The 14,503-nt window shown below is 32.9% G+C and carries 16 protein-coding genes and 5 pseudogenes; 1 reads left to right on the top strand and 20 read right to left on the bottom strand.

Annotation, left to right across the window (positions count from 1 at the left end; genetic code table 11):
• Positions 1-356 precede the first annotated feature (356 nt).
• Complete coding sequence (locus ACWF5P_RS00745; protein ID WP_452444464.1) at positions 357-557, bottom strand: hypothetical protein; 201 nt, start codon at positions 555-557, stop codon at positions 357-359.
• A 367-nt stretch (positions 558-924) separates the two neighbouring features.
• Here ACWF5P_RS00745 and ACWF5P_RS00740 point away from each other — a divergent pair, with 367 nt between their 5' ends.
• The gene (locus ACWF5P_RS00740; protein ID WP_452444463.1) at positions 925-3,021 is read left to right on the top strand and encodes a GmrSD restriction endonuclease domain-containing protein; all 2,097 of its coding nucleotides are present in this window, start codon (positions 925-927) and stop codon (positions 3,019-3,021) included.
• A gap of 176 nt (positions 3,022-3,197) precedes the next feature.
• On the opposite strand, the pseudogene ACWF5P_RS00735 reads toward ACWF5P_RS00740, so the two are convergent.
• The 19 genes and pseudogenes from ACWF5P_RS00735 to ACWF5P_RS00645 form a co-directional block, all read right to left on the bottom strand.
• A pseudogene (locus ACWF5P_RS00735) lies at positions 3,198-3,272 on the bottom strand (excalibur calcium-binding domain-containing protein); the annotation flags it as partial.
• A gap of 52 nt (positions 3,273-3,324) precedes the next feature.
• The gene (locus tag ACWF5P_RS00730; RefSeq protein ID WP_452444462.1) at positions 3,325-3,834 is read right to left on the bottom strand and encodes an ankyrin repeat domain-containing protein; all 510 of its coding nucleotides are present in this window, start codon (positions 3,832-3,834) and stop codon (positions 3,325-3,327) included.
• A 290-nt stretch (positions 3,835-4,124) separates the two neighbouring features.
• Positions 4,125-4,580 carry an SMI1/KNR4 family protein gene (locus ACWF5P_RS00725; RefSeq protein WP_452444461.1) on the bottom strand — a complete coding sequence of 152 codons (456 nt, stop codon included), beginning with the start codon at positions 4,578-4,580 and terminating at the stop codon, positions 4,125-4,127.
• A gap of 273 nt (positions 4,581-4,853) precedes the next feature.
• Positions 4,854-5,282 carry an SMI1/KNR4 family protein gene (locus tag ACWF5P_RS00720; protein ID WP_452444460.1) on the bottom strand — a complete coding sequence of 143 codons (429 nt, stop codon included), beginning with the start codon at positions 5,280-5,282 and terminating at the stop codon, positions 4,854-4,856.
• A gap of 215 nt (positions 5,283-5,497) precedes the next feature.
• Entirely contained in the window at positions 5,498-5,959 is a 462-nt protein-coding gene (locus ACWF5P_RS00715; RefSeq protein WP_452444459.1) for a YrhA family protein, read from the bottom strand.
• 48 nt (positions 5,960-6,007) lie between these two features.
• On the bottom strand, positions 6,008-6,436 hold the full coding sequence (locus tag ACWF5P_RS00710) for an SMI1/KNR4 family protein (RefSeq protein WP_452444458.1): 429 nt from the start codon (positions 6,434-6,436) through the stop codon (positions 6,008-6,010).
• Between the two features lie 6 nt (positions 6,437-6,442).
• Positions 6,443-6,532 (bottom strand): annotated as a pseudogene (locus ACWF5P_RS00705) (HNH endonuclease); the annotation flags it as partial.
• A 231-nt stretch (positions 6,533-6,763) separates the two neighbouring features.
• The gene (locus ACWF5P_RS00700) at positions 6,764-7,273 is read right to left on the bottom strand and encodes an ankyrin repeat domain-containing protein (RefSeq protein ID WP_452444457.1); all 510 of its coding nucleotides are present in this window, start codon (positions 7,271-7,273) and stop codon (positions 6,764-6,766) included.
• Between the two features lie 117 nt (positions 7,274-7,390).
• Positions 7,391-7,907: pseudogene (locus ACWF5P_RS00695) on the bottom strand (SecY-interacting protein Syd).
• Positions 7,908-8,019: 112 nt separating this feature from the next.
• Complete coding sequence (locus tag ACWF5P_RS00690) at positions 8,020-8,475, bottom strand: DUF4274 domain-containing protein (protein WP_452444456.1); 456 nt, start codon at positions 8,473-8,475, stop codon at positions 8,020-8,022.
• A gap of 38 nt (positions 8,476-8,513) precedes the next feature.
• Positions 8,514-8,885, bottom strand: coding sequence for an immunity 22 family protein (locus ACWF5P_RS00685; RefSeq protein ID WP_452444455.1), 372 nt, complete (start codon positions 8,883-8,885; stop codon positions 8,514-8,516).
• Positions 8,886-9,067: 182 nt separating this feature from the next.
• Positions 9,068-9,349 (bottom strand): hypothetical protein, encoded by a 282-nt coding sequence (locus ACWF5P_RS00680; RefSeq protein WP_452444454.1) that lies wholly within the window; start codon positions 9,347-9,349, stop codon positions 9,068-9,070.
• A 256-nt stretch (positions 9,350-9,605) separates the two neighbouring features.
• Entirely contained in the window at positions 9,606-9,908 is a 303-nt protein-coding gene (locus tag ACWF5P_RS00675; RefSeq protein WP_452444453.1) for a contact-dependent growth inhibition system immunity protein, read from the bottom strand.
• A gap of 60 nt (positions 9,909-9,968) precedes the next feature.
• Positions 9,969-10,313 carry a tRNA-Val4 gene (locus tag ACWF5P_RS00670; RefSeq protein WP_452444452.1) on the bottom strand — a complete coding sequence of 115 codons (345 nt, stop codon included), beginning with the start codon at positions 10,311-10,313 and terminating at the stop codon, positions 9,969-9,971.
• A gap of 112 nt (positions 10,314-10,425) precedes the next feature.
• Complete coding sequence (locus ACWF5P_RS00665; RefSeq protein WP_452444451.1) at positions 10,426-10,866, bottom strand: SMI1/KNR4 family protein; 441 nt, start codon at positions 10,864-10,866, stop codon at positions 10,426-10,428.
• Between the two features lie 284 nt (positions 10,867-11,150).
• Positions 11,151-11,591 (bottom strand): SMI1/KNR4 family protein, encoded by a 441-nt coding sequence (locus ACWF5P_RS00660; protein ID WP_452444450.1) that lies wholly within the window; start codon positions 11,589-11,591, stop codon positions 11,151-11,153.
• Positions 11,591-12,031 (bottom strand): annotated as a pseudogene (locus ACWF5P_RS00655) (LXG family T7SS effector ribonuclease toxin YxiD); the annotation flags it as partial. The pseudogene ACWF5P_RS00655 and the gene ACWF5P_RS00660, both read right to left, overlap by 1 nt.
• 762 nt (positions 12,032-12,793) lie before the next feature.
• Positions 12,794-13,375: pseudogene (locus ACWF5P_RS00650) on the bottom strand (T7SS effector LXG polymorphic toxin); the annotation flags it as partial.
• 300 nt (positions 13,376-13,675) lie between these two features.
• Positions 13,676-14,503 (bottom strand): MetQ/NlpA family ABC transporter substrate-binding protein, encoded by an 828-nt coding sequence (locus tag ACWF5P_RS00645; protein WP_452444449.1) that lies wholly within the window; start codon positions 14,501-14,503, stop codon positions 13,676-13,678.

The following is a 14,503-nucleotide window of genomic DNA, read 5'->3' as shown; positions in this document are numbered from 1 at the left end:
AACGACTCATTAAAATATAGCTTTGGTCGGGAATGTATTTCTGAAGGAGCGATTACTCCTGAAAATCTTGAAGTAGTCATTTGAAGACTTTCTAGGAAGTTCACGTAATTTTTCAATGCCGAATTTCACTATTTACGCCCCCTTATGATTGTTTCTTTTCAGTTGGGATTGGACTTTACCAAAAGTAATTTTATTCTCATGCTGACCTTTTACGTTTAAATCTGAATGTTTTACCTCACCTAAATAGACTCAATACTTTCTAATAATTCTTGCTCAATTAAATCTTCGTCATAAAAAAGTTCACACCATAACTTTTGGTTTTCAATAACAAACATACTCTCACACCCCTAGAATATTTATTTATAAATTCTCAACTGATGTCCTTTACTAAAATGTGAATTCGGGTAATTATCTACGTAGTGTTTAATATCATCAGCATTTTTCTTTAATGCAATACAAATTTCATCAATACTTTTATTAAAATCTTTTTTTGAGACTTTTTCTGCACTTATGCCACTAACCTCAATTACAACATGACTACCGAATACTGTAATCATTTATGTCACCTCCTTCCTTTTGGCTACATACAATCTAAAAGAAAATATATGATTTTTTTAAGTAACCAATAAAAAAGACAAGCTCTTTTTGAACTTGTCTTCTCAACGCAGTTTAATTAGAATAATTATGCCTTAATTCTCTTAGTTTATTTATATGTACTGTAAATTCTATTTTCTTGTTTACCATCACTTGTGATACGGTTCACCTTATCACATTCAAAAGTTTTACCTTCTCTACTCATAAATAAATATCGACAACTTTAAATTTAATATAAACCTGATGTTTCAACCATGATCTGTTTAATTATACCCAGTATCTATATTTAGTTATAATATGTACTATGTAAAGAATAATGGAGGTACATTTATGAAAGCCACCGAGACAAACTTTTTACAATTTCTAAAAGGGCCAAAGCAATTTGTTATTCCGATTTATCAACGTACATATAGTTGGACAAAAAAACAATGTGCTCAGTTATGGGACGATATTGAACGAATTTCTGAAGATGAGAATCTTTCAGCACATTTCTTAGGTTCAATAGTTTATGTTGAGAAAGGTTTATATCATGTAACTTCTGTGCCCCAACTTTTAGTAATAGATGGTCAGCAAAGGTTAACAACCTTAAGTCTAATATTATCTGCATTTTCTGAAGTAATGGAAGAACAGATTAAAACCTGCGAATCAATTACATCAAAGAAAATTCGTAATTACTTCCTTTTTAATGCTGAAGAAGATGATGACACCCAATACAAGCTATTATTAACCCAAAAAGATCGTCAAACTTTTATTGATTTACTTGAAAGAAATGAATTCGAGGATGATTATTCAAAAAGAGTTATAGAGAATCAGAAGTTCTTTAAGGATAAAATAATGAAAAGTAAATTAACTTTAGATGAGATTTATCAAGCTCTTAATAAACTTATTGTTGTGGATATAGCTTTAGATCGTGATAAAGATAACCCCCAATTAATCTTTGAGAGTCTTAATTCCACAGGGCTTGATTTATCACAAGCTGATTTAATTCGAAACTATTTCCTGATGGGGTTGCAACCAAAAGATCAGGAATACCTATACAACAAATATTGGTATAAGCTAGAAATGAAGTTCGACAAACTGCCTGATTCAAGCTATTTTGACCGCTTTATTAGGGATTATATAACTCTTAAAACAGGAGTAATTCCCAAAATTGGTTTTGTATACGAGGCATTTAAATCCTATGTAACTGAACACGCTCACCTATCAACTGAAGAAATAATTATCGATGTTTACTCATATGGGCAATATTATGTAAATCTTAATTTGTGTGATAAAGATCCTGTACTTGAAAATGTATTTCGTGATATACGTGGACTTAGAGTAGATACCGCAAATCCATTCTTAATGCAAGTTTACAATGACTATGTACAAAACATTATTAATAAAGACGAACTAATTACTGTTTTTAGATTAGTTGAAAGTTACGTTTTCAGACGCGCAATTTGTAGTATACCAACAAATTCGTTAAATAATACTTTCGCAGCTTTGTCAAAAGAGATTGATAAAACTGACTACTTAAATAGCTTAAAAGCTGCATTTATATTTAAGACATCCTATCGACGCTTTCCATCTGATGAGGAATTTCGTCGGGACCTATTAATTAAAGATCTATACAACTTCAGAAATCGGAATTATCTGTTACGAAAGCTGGAAAATCATAATAGAAAAGAAATTGTCAATGTTGAAAATTATACTATTGAACATATAATGCCACAAAACAAAAACCTTTCAGTTGAATGGCAAACAGCCTTAGGATCAGAGTGGGAAGCAATCCAACTTTCTTACCTTCATACTTTAGGCAATTTAACTTTAACTGGATATAATTCTGAATTAAGCGATCGAAGTTTTTCTGAAAAATTATCTCTTGTAGGTGGCTTCAAAGATAGCCCATTATGGTTAAATCGTAGTGTTTCCAAATTTACAACATGGAAAAAAGAATCGATTGAAGAAAGAGCAAATATCTTAGCTGAACGAGCAATTACTGTCTGGCAGTCTCCGACTCTTTCAGAAGATGTTTTAAAACGATTTAAGAAAAACGAAAATGAGTCAAAATCAAAAACAGATTATTCAATTGAACATCATGCCAATGCATTTAGTTCTGAAACCCATAAGTTATATGACTTATTAAAAACTCGTATCTTAAACATAGATAGTTCCGTACATGAGGAAGTAAAGAAATTTTATATCGCCTTTAAGTATGGGAATAGAAATTTCGTAGATTTATTACCAGCAAAACAAACTATAAAGATTTGGCTAAATTGTAAATTCGGTGAATTACATGATCCTGATCATCTTGGAAGAGATGTGACAGATATTGGCCACCGGGGAAATGGAGACATTGAAATCAGCTTAAAATCTGAGACTGATTTAGAACCTATTATGGACCTTATTCAGCAGTCATTTATATTAAACTCTGATTCAGAATGAATAAGGAATATATAAGCAAACTAAATTTGTAATCCTTACTCTAGTTTAAGTAGTTATTCTATTTATTCTTGATTGATATTCATTTCATATTAAATTTCACATTAACATTTAATCTCTAAAAAAATAGAAAGAGACCCTTCTTCAGGAAGGGTCTTTTGAATAATATAGAATAATTATCATTCACTAGCGATCAAGTCTTTATCACGATCGCTTTTTTTATTGGCATCATATAGTGCCTTTGAAACATAAGGGGTTGTATTTACCTATTGCAAATACTATTAACCAGAAAGTCTCTTTTCTTTTCTATTCTTTTTCATCCATCTTCTGCTTTAAATATTCAGCAATTTCTGTTTGCCCAAATTCTCTAGCATATTCATATGCATCCATATTCTTAATACTCTCTCCCGTATATCTAATTGAAATATCTATTCCTTTTTCAACTAGAAACTCCACAACTTCTTTATGCCCACCATAAATTGCTCCAAATAATGGGTTTCTTTTTGCTAAGTTTACATCTAATTCTGCGCCTGCCTCTATTAAATACTTTACTATCTCCAAATGCCCCGCTCCTGCAGCCAATCTTAAAGGAGAAGCATCAAATATATCACCTTTTGTATTAACATCGATTCCTTTATGTATCAGATATTCTACTATTCCAAAATGTCCTTTCTTTGCTGCAACATGTAACCACGTACCAAATGGTGTCATTGTATGTAAAGATTCTGGATTATCTTTTATTAAACGCTTTACTTTATTAATATCACCGAGCTTAATAGCGTTTCTTATAGTTTTATTTAGACTTTTTTCATCCATAACATTACCTCCTGTATTTCTACTATCTTGTACTAGCTATGTCTCCTAAATCTTCAAGAGCTTCAACAATATCATCAAAGTCACCGTCCATTGCTTCAACAGCCCTTAACGATTCACTACTTCCTCTAAAGCATCAAAACTATGTTGTTCTATTACGGCATTTGGCGCCCAAACCTTAATGAATAAAAAAATGGATAGTCCCTTTGATTTCAGGCTCCATCCACTTCTTCTTTTATAAAAATATTTCTTACTTATAACAAAACATGATAAATAACTATTCCCCTCAGCTTTTACCAATCTTCTTCATCTTCATCCCATTCTTCTTTTGCCAATTCAAGGCGGTCAATAAAATAATCCACAAAATTATCAGCAAGCTTTCGACCATAGCCTTCTTGATTATCCCACATTATAACTGGACATTCTCCATTTTTCATTTTATTAGTGTCGAGGCAATAGGCAAATTCATCAATATCTTCTATAACCACTATTCCATCGATTAAACCATAATACTTTTGATGATCATTGGTAGCAGTTACTACTGATGGACCTACAAAGTCATAACCAATTATATCAATACCAAAACTTCCCCCTGAGCCATAGTTTTTTAAAAACCATTTGTAGCTCTCCGGAAGTGGGACTTGTAATTTATTTTCTGTTTCTTTAACTTTGTCTTCACTTACCCCTCCAGTAAAATCATCATCTTTGCCAAACTGCTCAATAAACTCCTGTATAGCTGAATATTTCACCAAAATCACCTACTAAACTTAAATTTCGTATTGTACGGACAAGTCTGAAGAACACATGCAGGGAATAATTGATTGAATTTTTTTTGCTAATTTATCGGACAGAAAAAAAATATTATGAAGAAGGCCCGAAATAACCCCTGACACCAGAGGTGCCAAGGGTTTGAAAGATTAATACATTGACATACAATGCTAAGAATACGACCGTTACTGAAGATTCAAGTTAACGTTTGATCCATTGTTTGCCTAAGATGTGGTGGTTTAGAGCTTCCTCTACTAGCAGTTAAAATATGCTTTCAAAAATTCATAAAATGTAGGCCACGTTTCTTTTAATTCTCCTTTTAAAAGCAGCTCATCTCCGCCCTCAAAATTCACCGTATAGACTTTATCCGTTATAGTATCAAGCACTAATACAGCATTTGCTGACATTTCACTTAAAATCAAATACTTTTTCGGAAAGCCATGCTCTTTTCGGCAAATAAATGTATATGATTCAATATTATTCTCTTCATCTACGATATCAAGTAATTCAAAAGGTACAAATTCTTCCCAAAAAGGTCCAGCATAATAATGGTAAAATCCACGGAATGTATCTGATACATCTACTTCTAAACTATTTAATGTCTCATTTACTTTACTTTTATCTTCACGTTTATAAATGTCCTCTCCTAGAATTTGATCTATTTTCTCAGGCAAAATACTCATTTTTAATTCCCTCCTAAAGCTTCTAGTCCCCTTGTTATCCACTGATGTATGATACCTAGTTGATAGCCCAATGCTTTTTGTTGTGAATGGTGTTTTGGTTTATTAGCAAAAAAGCATTTGTTGCCTATATTAGACAATCAAGTGCTTTTCTTTGTTCTTGTCACCCAATTCCAGCATTATATGATCCTTCATTATAATACTTTCGGCGTATAGAATTACAGAAGGCTTGCTTCAAGTGCATCACTCAACATAGAATCGAAACTATCAAAGAACTGAATTAAAGTTCCAGAGGGTTTATCAAGTTCTACATATACTCTCTCATTTAGGTCATAACAAAACCATGCAATATCAGAATCCCCCATAAATATGTATTGCTTTTGCCAATCATTTTCATACCAAAACTCGTTTGTTTCAATAAACCCCTGAACCTCTTCATCTACTTCGTTATCAAGTAGCGTTTCATCAACTCCATAGATTACTAATCCATTAAAGTCTAATCCATTTACTTTCTTTAGAAATTCAATATAAGATTCAGGAATAATAATGTTTCCAAGTTTCTGCTGAATAGTTTGTTTCATTTTTATAATTTCTGAATTCGATACTGGATTCCTAAGTGAACCATCATATTTCCCTTCAATTTTTTCTACTTCTATCAATAAGTCTTTCCACTGAGGCATATGTACTCCTCCTTTCTTTTAAACCGTTTTGAAGGGTAAACATAATCCTCAAATATCAAAAAAGTATTCATTGTCTTCATCAACTTTTTTTATAAAACTCTCTAATGAATCAGCTATTTTATTGTCAAAGAAGTGTACAGAGGTCCTTTGAGTATCATTTAAATCAAGGGTTAAATATACACCCTCGTTTACTTCATAAAAAACAAGTTTGTCTGCTTCATCATATATCCCCTCTAAGTCAGGGTCATACTCAAAGATACCTTCCCTTAGTGTAATATCTGCAATAGTATCAGGATTCATTAATCTACTTATTGAATTCTCATTATTGCCTTTTAAAAAACCATATCCAACTTCTAAGTAAAACTCCCTTAGTTCAGGGGGAAATTTAAATCCGAGTCTTTCCTCTGCTTCTATAAGATCTTTTTCTTTTAATGGAAAAAACTTATGATTATTTTTTATATAATCAAATTTAGCCACCATCAATTACCTCCTTGGAAACAATTTATTTGATGGAGATCCTTTACCATGAATGCCTGCCTGATGTTCATCAGGAAATTTGGCAGGATGTAAATTAATTGTTCCGTTTGCGCTTTGTATTTTTTAATCTTGTTTTCTCGATATTTCTAATATAATCTTTAGCTAAATCGTAATCAATTACCCTTACGCTATGTTGGACACTTCATGCTCTTTTAACTTTTCACGTTAATAAACAAAAAAAGCACTAATAGACAATCAAGTGCTTTAAGTTCATCTGTTTTTAAGTAGCATTAAATTTGTAAGTTTTATAGTAACAGTATGATCCCTTTATTCTTTTTCATCCATCTTCAGCTTTAAATAATCAGCAATTTCTGTTTGCCCAAATTCTCTAGCATATTCATATGCATCCATATTCTTAATACTCTCTCCCGTATATCTAATTGAAATATCTATTCCGTTTTCAACTAGAAGCTCAACTACTTCTTTATGCCCACCATAAATTGCTCCAAATAATGGGTTTCTTTTCGCTAAGCTCTCATCTAATTCTGCGCCAGCCTCTATTAAATACTTTACTATCTCCAAATGCCCCGCACCTGCTGCCAAATTTAATGCCGAAGCATCAAATGTACCACCTCTAGCATCAATATCTATCCCTTTATTAATTACGTACTCAACCATTTCAAGGTGTCCCTTCTTGGTAGCTACATGCAACCACATTCCAAATGAAGTCATCACTGTTAACATTTCTGGTTCTTTCTCAAGTAAATCTCTTAACGTATCCAATTGGTCACTTTTTATGGCACTTCTAATGTCTTTCGCAATTTGAGTTTTATCCATTTAGTTTCTCCTTTATTTACAAGGTATTCTAGTATTTCAAAATATCATCAAAGACCTGCACCCACCATTGTTCTTTTCTGATAGAACCACCTCGGTTTTATCAAATGTCAATTCCGACTATCTTTTTATTCTTAGTTTAGAAATTAATGCTTCAATACTTTCTGATATAACCTCAAATGAATTCCTTTCGAAATCCTCTAACTTTACTTTACCGTTCTCATTATCAATTACCACTAACAAACCATTCCCTTCGATACCTAAAGGGATATTTTCTAGTCTATTGTTATGTTTGCTCTTATACCCCTCTAAGGTCCCTCGGAATGAATCAAACTCGAAGTTTGGCAAAACCGCATCTAATTTAATATAGAAATCATTTAAAAATCCGTCTAAATTAGCGAACCAATACGAATTAAAATATTCAATAATTGATTTATGGAATCCCACCCCTAAGTTCTCTTCTACCTCCTTTAAGTCATGTGAAGTAGTTTTTTCTACAGGTTTCCATGTAATATAATCTTCTTCGTCAACTTCACCTTCATAAATTTGAATTAAGCTCTTCAGTAACTGAAGCCTTAAATAAAAAGTTCATTCCTTCATCAGCAAGCTCATGTCTCATACTGAAGTATTGGCCCATTGATTTCTTAATAGACAAAGATATCACCCTTTTCGTTTAACTTTATTAAACCAATTATAAGACATAAAAAACCTTGAAAAGCTTAAGCCAATCAAGGTTTAAAACATTTACATTATATTTCAGGAACGTCAACCACTTCGCCTGGTGATTTATTAATAAGAATATCAGGAATGTTTGGGTTATTCTTTTTCAACTTATACTTTTGAATTTTGGTTAATTCAGGGTCAAAGGAAATATTTTGGGATTTAAATTCAAAGTTTATAAGTTTATTATAAATCTTATTCAAAAAATCTTTCCATTCCTCTAATGAAGAACTTGAAACTTCCTCTGAATTTTCTAACATACGAATGCCTTCCGCATAATGAAACATTAGTAAACCTGTTCCTAAATCACAAGCTTCGTTTTCTAAAATAACTCTTGGTACATCAAATCCACTATTCCAATTATAATTTGCAGCAAAATAATGAAGTAATAAAGGGTTGTATGTATTCGTTAGCTCACTGATCATATAGTGTTTATCTGTATTATAAAGTAACTGTTCAAGGAAACTAATAACTTTTTTATCCACAGTAACTCACCTTAATTTCAATAATTTTAAAATTACTATTATACATAACTAATAGAAGTGATAAAATCAAACTCACCTATTGAATTAATTTTATTATCATACTCAAAATTATAAATTAGAATTACAGCATTATATGACTTTCTTAAATTAAAGTGTTTATTAATTTTAGGGATTATAATTTCTTCATATGAACAGCCTTCTAACAATATAGAAATATCATTACTATTTTCTAATACTTCTTTTTCAATAAAATCCTCGTCAGTATCATCCATATCAATATTAAAATCCATAAAAAATTTAGAAGGAACAGACTCCCCATCTTCAGCATATGTTATATCCACATATTCTTCTATAGAGTTTTCTTTTTTGATATTACCTAACCATATAGAAACTAGTCCTTGTTTTTCCATTATAAAACCTCCTGCTTTAATCTAAGACCTTCTGGTAAAGATGAAGTACCGCCTTCTAATAAAGGTATTATAGTCATTTGAGAATCTGTGCTTTATATTCGATGTTTAATAGCTGTTTAGTTACCTTAAAATATTATCAGAAAAGCCTTGAAAGACCTACGCTTTTCAAGGCAAATTGCAACTTATCTATACCGCCAATTTATCTCCCCATCTTCATGTATTGCCGGTAAATATATTCCCTTTTTATTTTGATGCTCATCAACAATAAACCAATTATCATCGTTAAGCCATTCTTCACTAAAACTACCTTCCTTGAATTCTTTCTCCTCATTAACAAGAACCGCTAGAAAATCTTTATACTTTATTAAATTTTCATAGGCTACGATAGATCCATAAAACCACACGCCTTCTTTATTATCATTCTGTATTTCACCCAAACATTCATTACGGAAATATAAGAACATAACCTCACTCCTTTGGAGAAATTATTATAAACTTGCTAGGAACTTCTCCTCTTATTTAAAAAAGTTAACGCTCTTTTCTTCCAGAATTCAGAAGAAGAATTATTATTGTTGTTGTAGGTACTATATTATTTGGTAAAACATCATATAGGGATTTAAGCGATTTATTCTTATTCTCTGTATAAAAAGCTGTTTACTCGGCACAGGGAGCCCCATACAAAAGAGAAACCTTGAAAGGCTTTTAGCCAATCAAGGTTTTCTATTTTGTTTTAACAGCTTCTTTTATTTGTTCAATTACTTGATAGAGCCACTGAAGTGGCTCTAAACCAAGAGCGGGAAAGTACACACCATCTGCACAAGATTGAACGTATTCATTCTTTTCGATATCTGAATACTCCCTTCCAATAAAATCTGTTAAAAAGACAATAGCAGATTCCAGATACTCTTTACTTTTCTCCGTTAATAATTCTTCTAATGCCTCTTCTGGAGATTCAATATCCTGATGAAAAGTTCCAGCCAAGAACTGAAAAACTGGTTCTTCTAATTTATTAGAAGACAACATAACATCACAACCTTTAGTATTAATTTGGATAGCCCTGTGCTTTATCTAAATCTATAAAACTTAATTCTTAGGTTCTTTATACCTTTCTGGAATTTTGTTTTTCCATATTAGCATAAGTTCTTTAAATTGTTCAGTTTCCATTTCATTCTCATTTGGCTTATCGAAGATATAAAAGTGGTGAAGAACCGTTGTATCTTTTTTTATCAAGACACTGGTAGCATTCCCTTCTATTTCAAATTCATCGTATTCACCTTCCATTACTTTCTGAACAATATCAATATACTCATCCACTTCTGTGTCAAATACAATATCTTCAATAAAGTCTGAGAAAAGGTTAATTTCTTGTGGTAGGATTATTCTTAGATATCCTAATGGGTTTCTTTTAAATTCATACGAATATTTCATACGCTTTGATCCCCTTTTAGATCATTTATATATAAATATAAATAGAACGATTAATCCTAAGATTAATCGCTCATACCTCACTTATTTTTATCATGTAATGTTCTTATCAATACTAATCTAACATTTCATCCAAACGATAATAGAGATACTTATAAAAGTCATCAAACTTTTCCTCTCCAACTTCTTCATTAATTGGATCCCAGCTTACAATTGAACACTCATTATTTCGGAATATTGACGTGTCGATACAGTACGCCAACTCACCTAATTCTTCTACCATTACATATTCTTTCGGTAGATTGTCATCTTCACGTGATTTCTCCGTAAATTTTACACAAGAAGGAATATTTGTTTCTTTTGCTCCTGCACCATAAATTTCAATTACAAGTAGTATACCTTCACCATATTGCTCTAAAAACCATTTATAACTATCTGGTAGGCTTACATTGAGCATGTTTTCAATATCTCCTATTTGATCAACACTGACTCCACCAGTTAAAAATATCGAATCATTATTTTCATTGATAATCTCTATAATTTTTTCTTTTTCCAATTTATATTCCTCCTTTTATGCAATTACAATCCTTGTCTTTCAATATCTAAAATACTTCACTTCCAATACTCTTATTGAAATTTTAAGATTCCGCTAAGATCTCACACTTTTCCTCACAGCCAGTATAAAAATAAAACTCCTTGATGGTACTACCATCATGAGTTCTCGATTCTCAAACAAATCATTTTCTTTTTTATCAATCAATTCAGCTGATTTATATAATTTAAAGTAAAAAACCTTGAAAGGCGTAAAACCAATCAAGGTATGAGTTTTATTTTCGTTCTTTAATCAGCTAGTAACTCCAAGTAATATTTATCATTTTCTTCTATCTTTCTTAAAAATTCTTCAAGAGAAGTCGCAATTTGAATATCATAATAGTAAACTGGACTTCTATTATTTTCATTCAATTCGATTGACATTAAAGCTGATTCACTTCCTTCAAAAAATATTAGTTTGTTATTCTCAAATTCATCATAGATTTCTATGTCGGGATAAAACTCAAAATCATTAACTCTTAATCGAAAATCTCTTACGGAATAAGGATCCATAATACGATTAATATTAAACTCTGAACCTTCAATAAACCCGTAGCCAACCTCTATATAAAAATTAACTAACTCCTTAGGAAATTTTAAATCGAGATCCTTCTCAACCTCTTTTATTTCGTTTTCAGTCACTGGATTAAAACTATTTTCTTGGTTTGCCTTAATAAATTCATAGTTCATTATTTTTTACCTCCTTTAAATAGTGTATTTGCTGGTGAACCTGTTCCATGAATACCAGCTTGATGTTCATTTGGGAATTTTGCAGGATGCATATTCCACCATTCATGTTCTCCTCCAAAGGTATTTTCAATTATATGATGTGCATCATACTTATCTCCTTTTTTCCTAATTATTTTACCTGTTCTTTCTGAAATAACATTTTCATTATACATAGGCCACTTTTGCCCAGTATTTTCTTCCCACTCTTTGATTACTTTATTTTTTACTTTATCAAATTCTGCCCTATGCTTAGCTGTTTCTATTGGTGACATTTTTTTATATTTTTTATTTCTTAAAGCTTCCTTCAACTTCTCTATTTGGTTTTTAGGTAACTCTCTTCCAGTTCGTCCTTCTATATCTCTAATATATTTTTTTATTGTATCAGAATCTATCTTATTACCCTTACTATTAATCTCAGACTCCACTTTCGCCATTGAAATTAACTGATCCTTCAACCCAACACCATTAACCACATTATAAGGTACTCCATCTGCCAACGACAGTTGGTTTTTTGGGTTGTATGGCAATAGGTTAGGGATTGAGATAAGTTCTTTTGCCTTCGTAACGCCTTTTACTGCTGCCGCTTTTGTGGTCGCTACCCCAGTTTTCGTTACGGCACCTGCTCCTTTTGTTCCTACTACTGATGTGACGACTGTTCCGAGGGCATAAGTTACCCAATGAGACCGCGAGTAGGCATCGCCATTTACCATATCCCGTTCATATGAATCAGATATTGCCTTTGAAATATATTTATAGGTTTTTATCGGGTGCATGATTGAATTTGCTACACCTTCAACCGTTTCCCCAGGGTCTGTGACAAAGTCCCAAACTCCTGTCACGAAGTCTTTACCTACATCATAAAGGCCTACGCCGATTCCTTTTGCAATGTCTGCCGTTTGCTTGGATGCTTCTAGCTGCATAACATATTGCTGGTGGGTTTGCCCTAAGTTTTCATACCCGATTTGCTTGGCGATTTTGAGGAACTCATCTGGATCTGTTACATGATCGAGTTGTGCCTTCAAGTCTTTGATCCGGCGATTCTCCGCTTCTTCTTTCTTAACCTTCAGATATTGCGCGGTTTCTTTTTTCCTTACTTCCAGGTTTTTATAAGCTTCGCTATTTTTATAAGCTGCTGCATTAAAATAGAGCGGGGATACTACTCCTCCCCTTGTACTGGATACTTTCAATTGCTCCATGAGTGCCGTCACTGCCGCTTGGTCCTCTTCGGATTTGGCATATTCAGTCGTCCACTTATGATCGATTTCGTTTACTTTGTCTATCGTTTGGGTCCGTTTTGTTTCAGCTTTCTCGATATTTTCAAAGAACGCATCATCGGAAAAGGGCTCTAACTGAATGATGTCATCAATTCCAGCAAATATTTTTTTCAGATCATCTTTTTGGGCGGTGACCATTTCCTTAGAATTTCGAGTCGCATTTGTCAGCTCTTCCTCTAAAAAAGGAACCGTAACTATGGTTTCACTAAGGTTCGCTTCGATTGTATCTCCTTGAATTCCACTTAAAAAGGCAATATGCCGATTGATTAGACGCAGCCAAGAATCCACGACATCGATCTGTGCTTTGTAAAACCCTTTAATGGCCTCTGCGCCTTGACCCTGTAGCTCATCATCCAAATGAACGATACTCTCAAATCCTTTTTTTAATTCCGTGAGCTGTTCTTTTAGGTCCTTATATTGTCCGACACGCGTTTGCATGGCAGAAACTAGTGTTTGAGATTCGTAAATCATCGACATAATGGAAAGTCCTTTCAACTTCTTTTCTTATAACTAGATTTCATTTGTATGTAATATTTTTATTCACTGTAAAATTATGGACTAAATATATTTTAGAAGAGTTTCTATATTTATTCAAGAATTGGAAGGAGTTTTTACTAAACGGATTAAAAATGAAGTAAAAGTGTATTTCTTTAAGCTTTGGATTATTGAACAAAGCTAGGCTGTCCAGGAGCCACAAAATTGGCAATGTTAAACCGACACGTAAAAAAGGGCTATTCCTGTTGAAGGAATAACCCTTTCTTTGTATCAGAATTAAAATGCCGGAATGGCCGTTTCACTATATTTCTCTTCTAAAAATTTGCGTACCTCCGGGCTTGTCATAGCCTTGGCCAATTTTTGGACTGGCTCAGAATCCACGTTATCCTTGCGTGCCACTAATGTAATCGCAAAGTCATTTTCAACACCTTCTGTGAGAAGAGCGTCATTTTTTGGTGTCAAACCAAGCGGTGCAGCGTAAGCAGGTGTTATCACGATCGCATCTGCTTCATCATACGTTCTCGCCAGCATTAATAAATCGACTTCTTTAAACTTATAGTTTTTAGGGTTCTCAGTGATATCAGACATTGTATAGTATGGACCCTTTTTTTCCTTTAAAGTGATAACTTTATGCTGTGCCAGCAATGCCAATGAACGATCAATATTCGACACATCATTTGCAATGGCAATAACGGCACCCTCTGGCAATTTATCCATTGAATCGTATTCTTTGGAATACACACCATAATTGGCAAAATAAATGGGTTTCACAGGTACAAGCTCGGCATTTTTGTTTCGATTGAATTCCTCCATATAAGGAACGTGCTGGAAGAAGTTCACATCCACTTCTTTTGCCGCCAGTGCGGTGTTAGGCTGCACATTATCACCTAATACAACCATTTCCAGGTTAATGCCCTCCTCTGCTAGCTTTGGTTTAACAAGCTCAAGAATTTCCGTCATTGGGGGAATGAGTGAGGCCACTTTTAATGTTACCTCTTCCTTCTCCTGATTCTGCGCATTTTCTTTCTCTTTTCCTTCATCCGCCTTGCCACATCCTACTAAAAGCAACATAATTGCTGTCATGAGAAAGAGTATTTTTTTCAT

Source organism: Peribacillus sp. NPDC055009, from assembly GCF_053608705.1.
This window is presented reverse-complemented; position numbering and strand designations above follow the sequence as displayed.

Coding starts and splice junctions, on each gene's coding strand:
- ACWF5P_RS00680 (WP_452444454.1), bottom strand. CDS start 9,349: ATGTTCTTATATTTCCGTAATGAATGTTTGGGTGAAATACAGAATGAT.
- ACWF5P_RS00720 (WP_452444460.1), bottom strand. CDS start 5,282: ATGAGTATTTTGCCTGAGAAAATAGATCAAATTCTAGGAGAGGACATT.
- ACWF5P_RS00715 (WP_452444459.1), bottom strand. CDS start 5,959: ATGCCTCAGTGGAAAGACTTATTGATAGAAGTAGAAAAAATTGAAGGG.
- ACWF5P_RS00740 (WP_452444463.1), top strand. CDS start 925: ATGAAAGCCACCGAGACAAACTTTTTACAATTTCTAAAAGGGCCAAAG.
- ACWF5P_RS00675 (WP_452444453.1), bottom strand. CDS start 9,908: ATGTTGTCTTCTAATAAATTAGAAGAACCAGTTTTTCAGTTCTTGGCT.
- ACWF5P_RS00685 (WP_452444455.1), bottom strand. CDS start 8,885: ATGGAAAAACAAGGACTAGTTTCTATATGGTTAGGTAATATCAAAAAA.
- ACWF5P_RS00700 (WP_452444457.1), bottom strand. CDS start 7,273: ATGGATAAAACTCAAATTGCGAAAGACATTAGAAGTGCCATAAAAAGT.
- ACWF5P_RS00730 (WP_452444462.1), bottom strand. CDS start 3,834: ATGGATGAAAAAAGTCTAAATAAAACTATAAGAAACGCTATTAAGCTC.
- ACWF5P_RS00745 (WP_452444464.1), bottom strand. CDS start 557: ATGATTACAGTATTCGGTAGTCATGTTGTAATTGAGGTTAGTGGCATA.
- ACWF5P_RS00660 (WP_452444450.1), bottom strand. CDS start 11,591: ATGAACTATGAATTTATTAAGGCAAACCAAGAAAATAGTTTTAATCCA.
- ACWF5P_RS00645 (WP_452444449.1), bottom strand. CDS start 14,503: ATGAAAAAAATACTCTTTCTCATGACAGCAATTATGTTGCTTTTAGTA.
- ACWF5P_RS00670 (WP_452444452.1), bottom strand. CDS start 10,313: ATGAAATATTCGTATGAATTTAAAAGAAACCCATTAGGATATCTAAGA.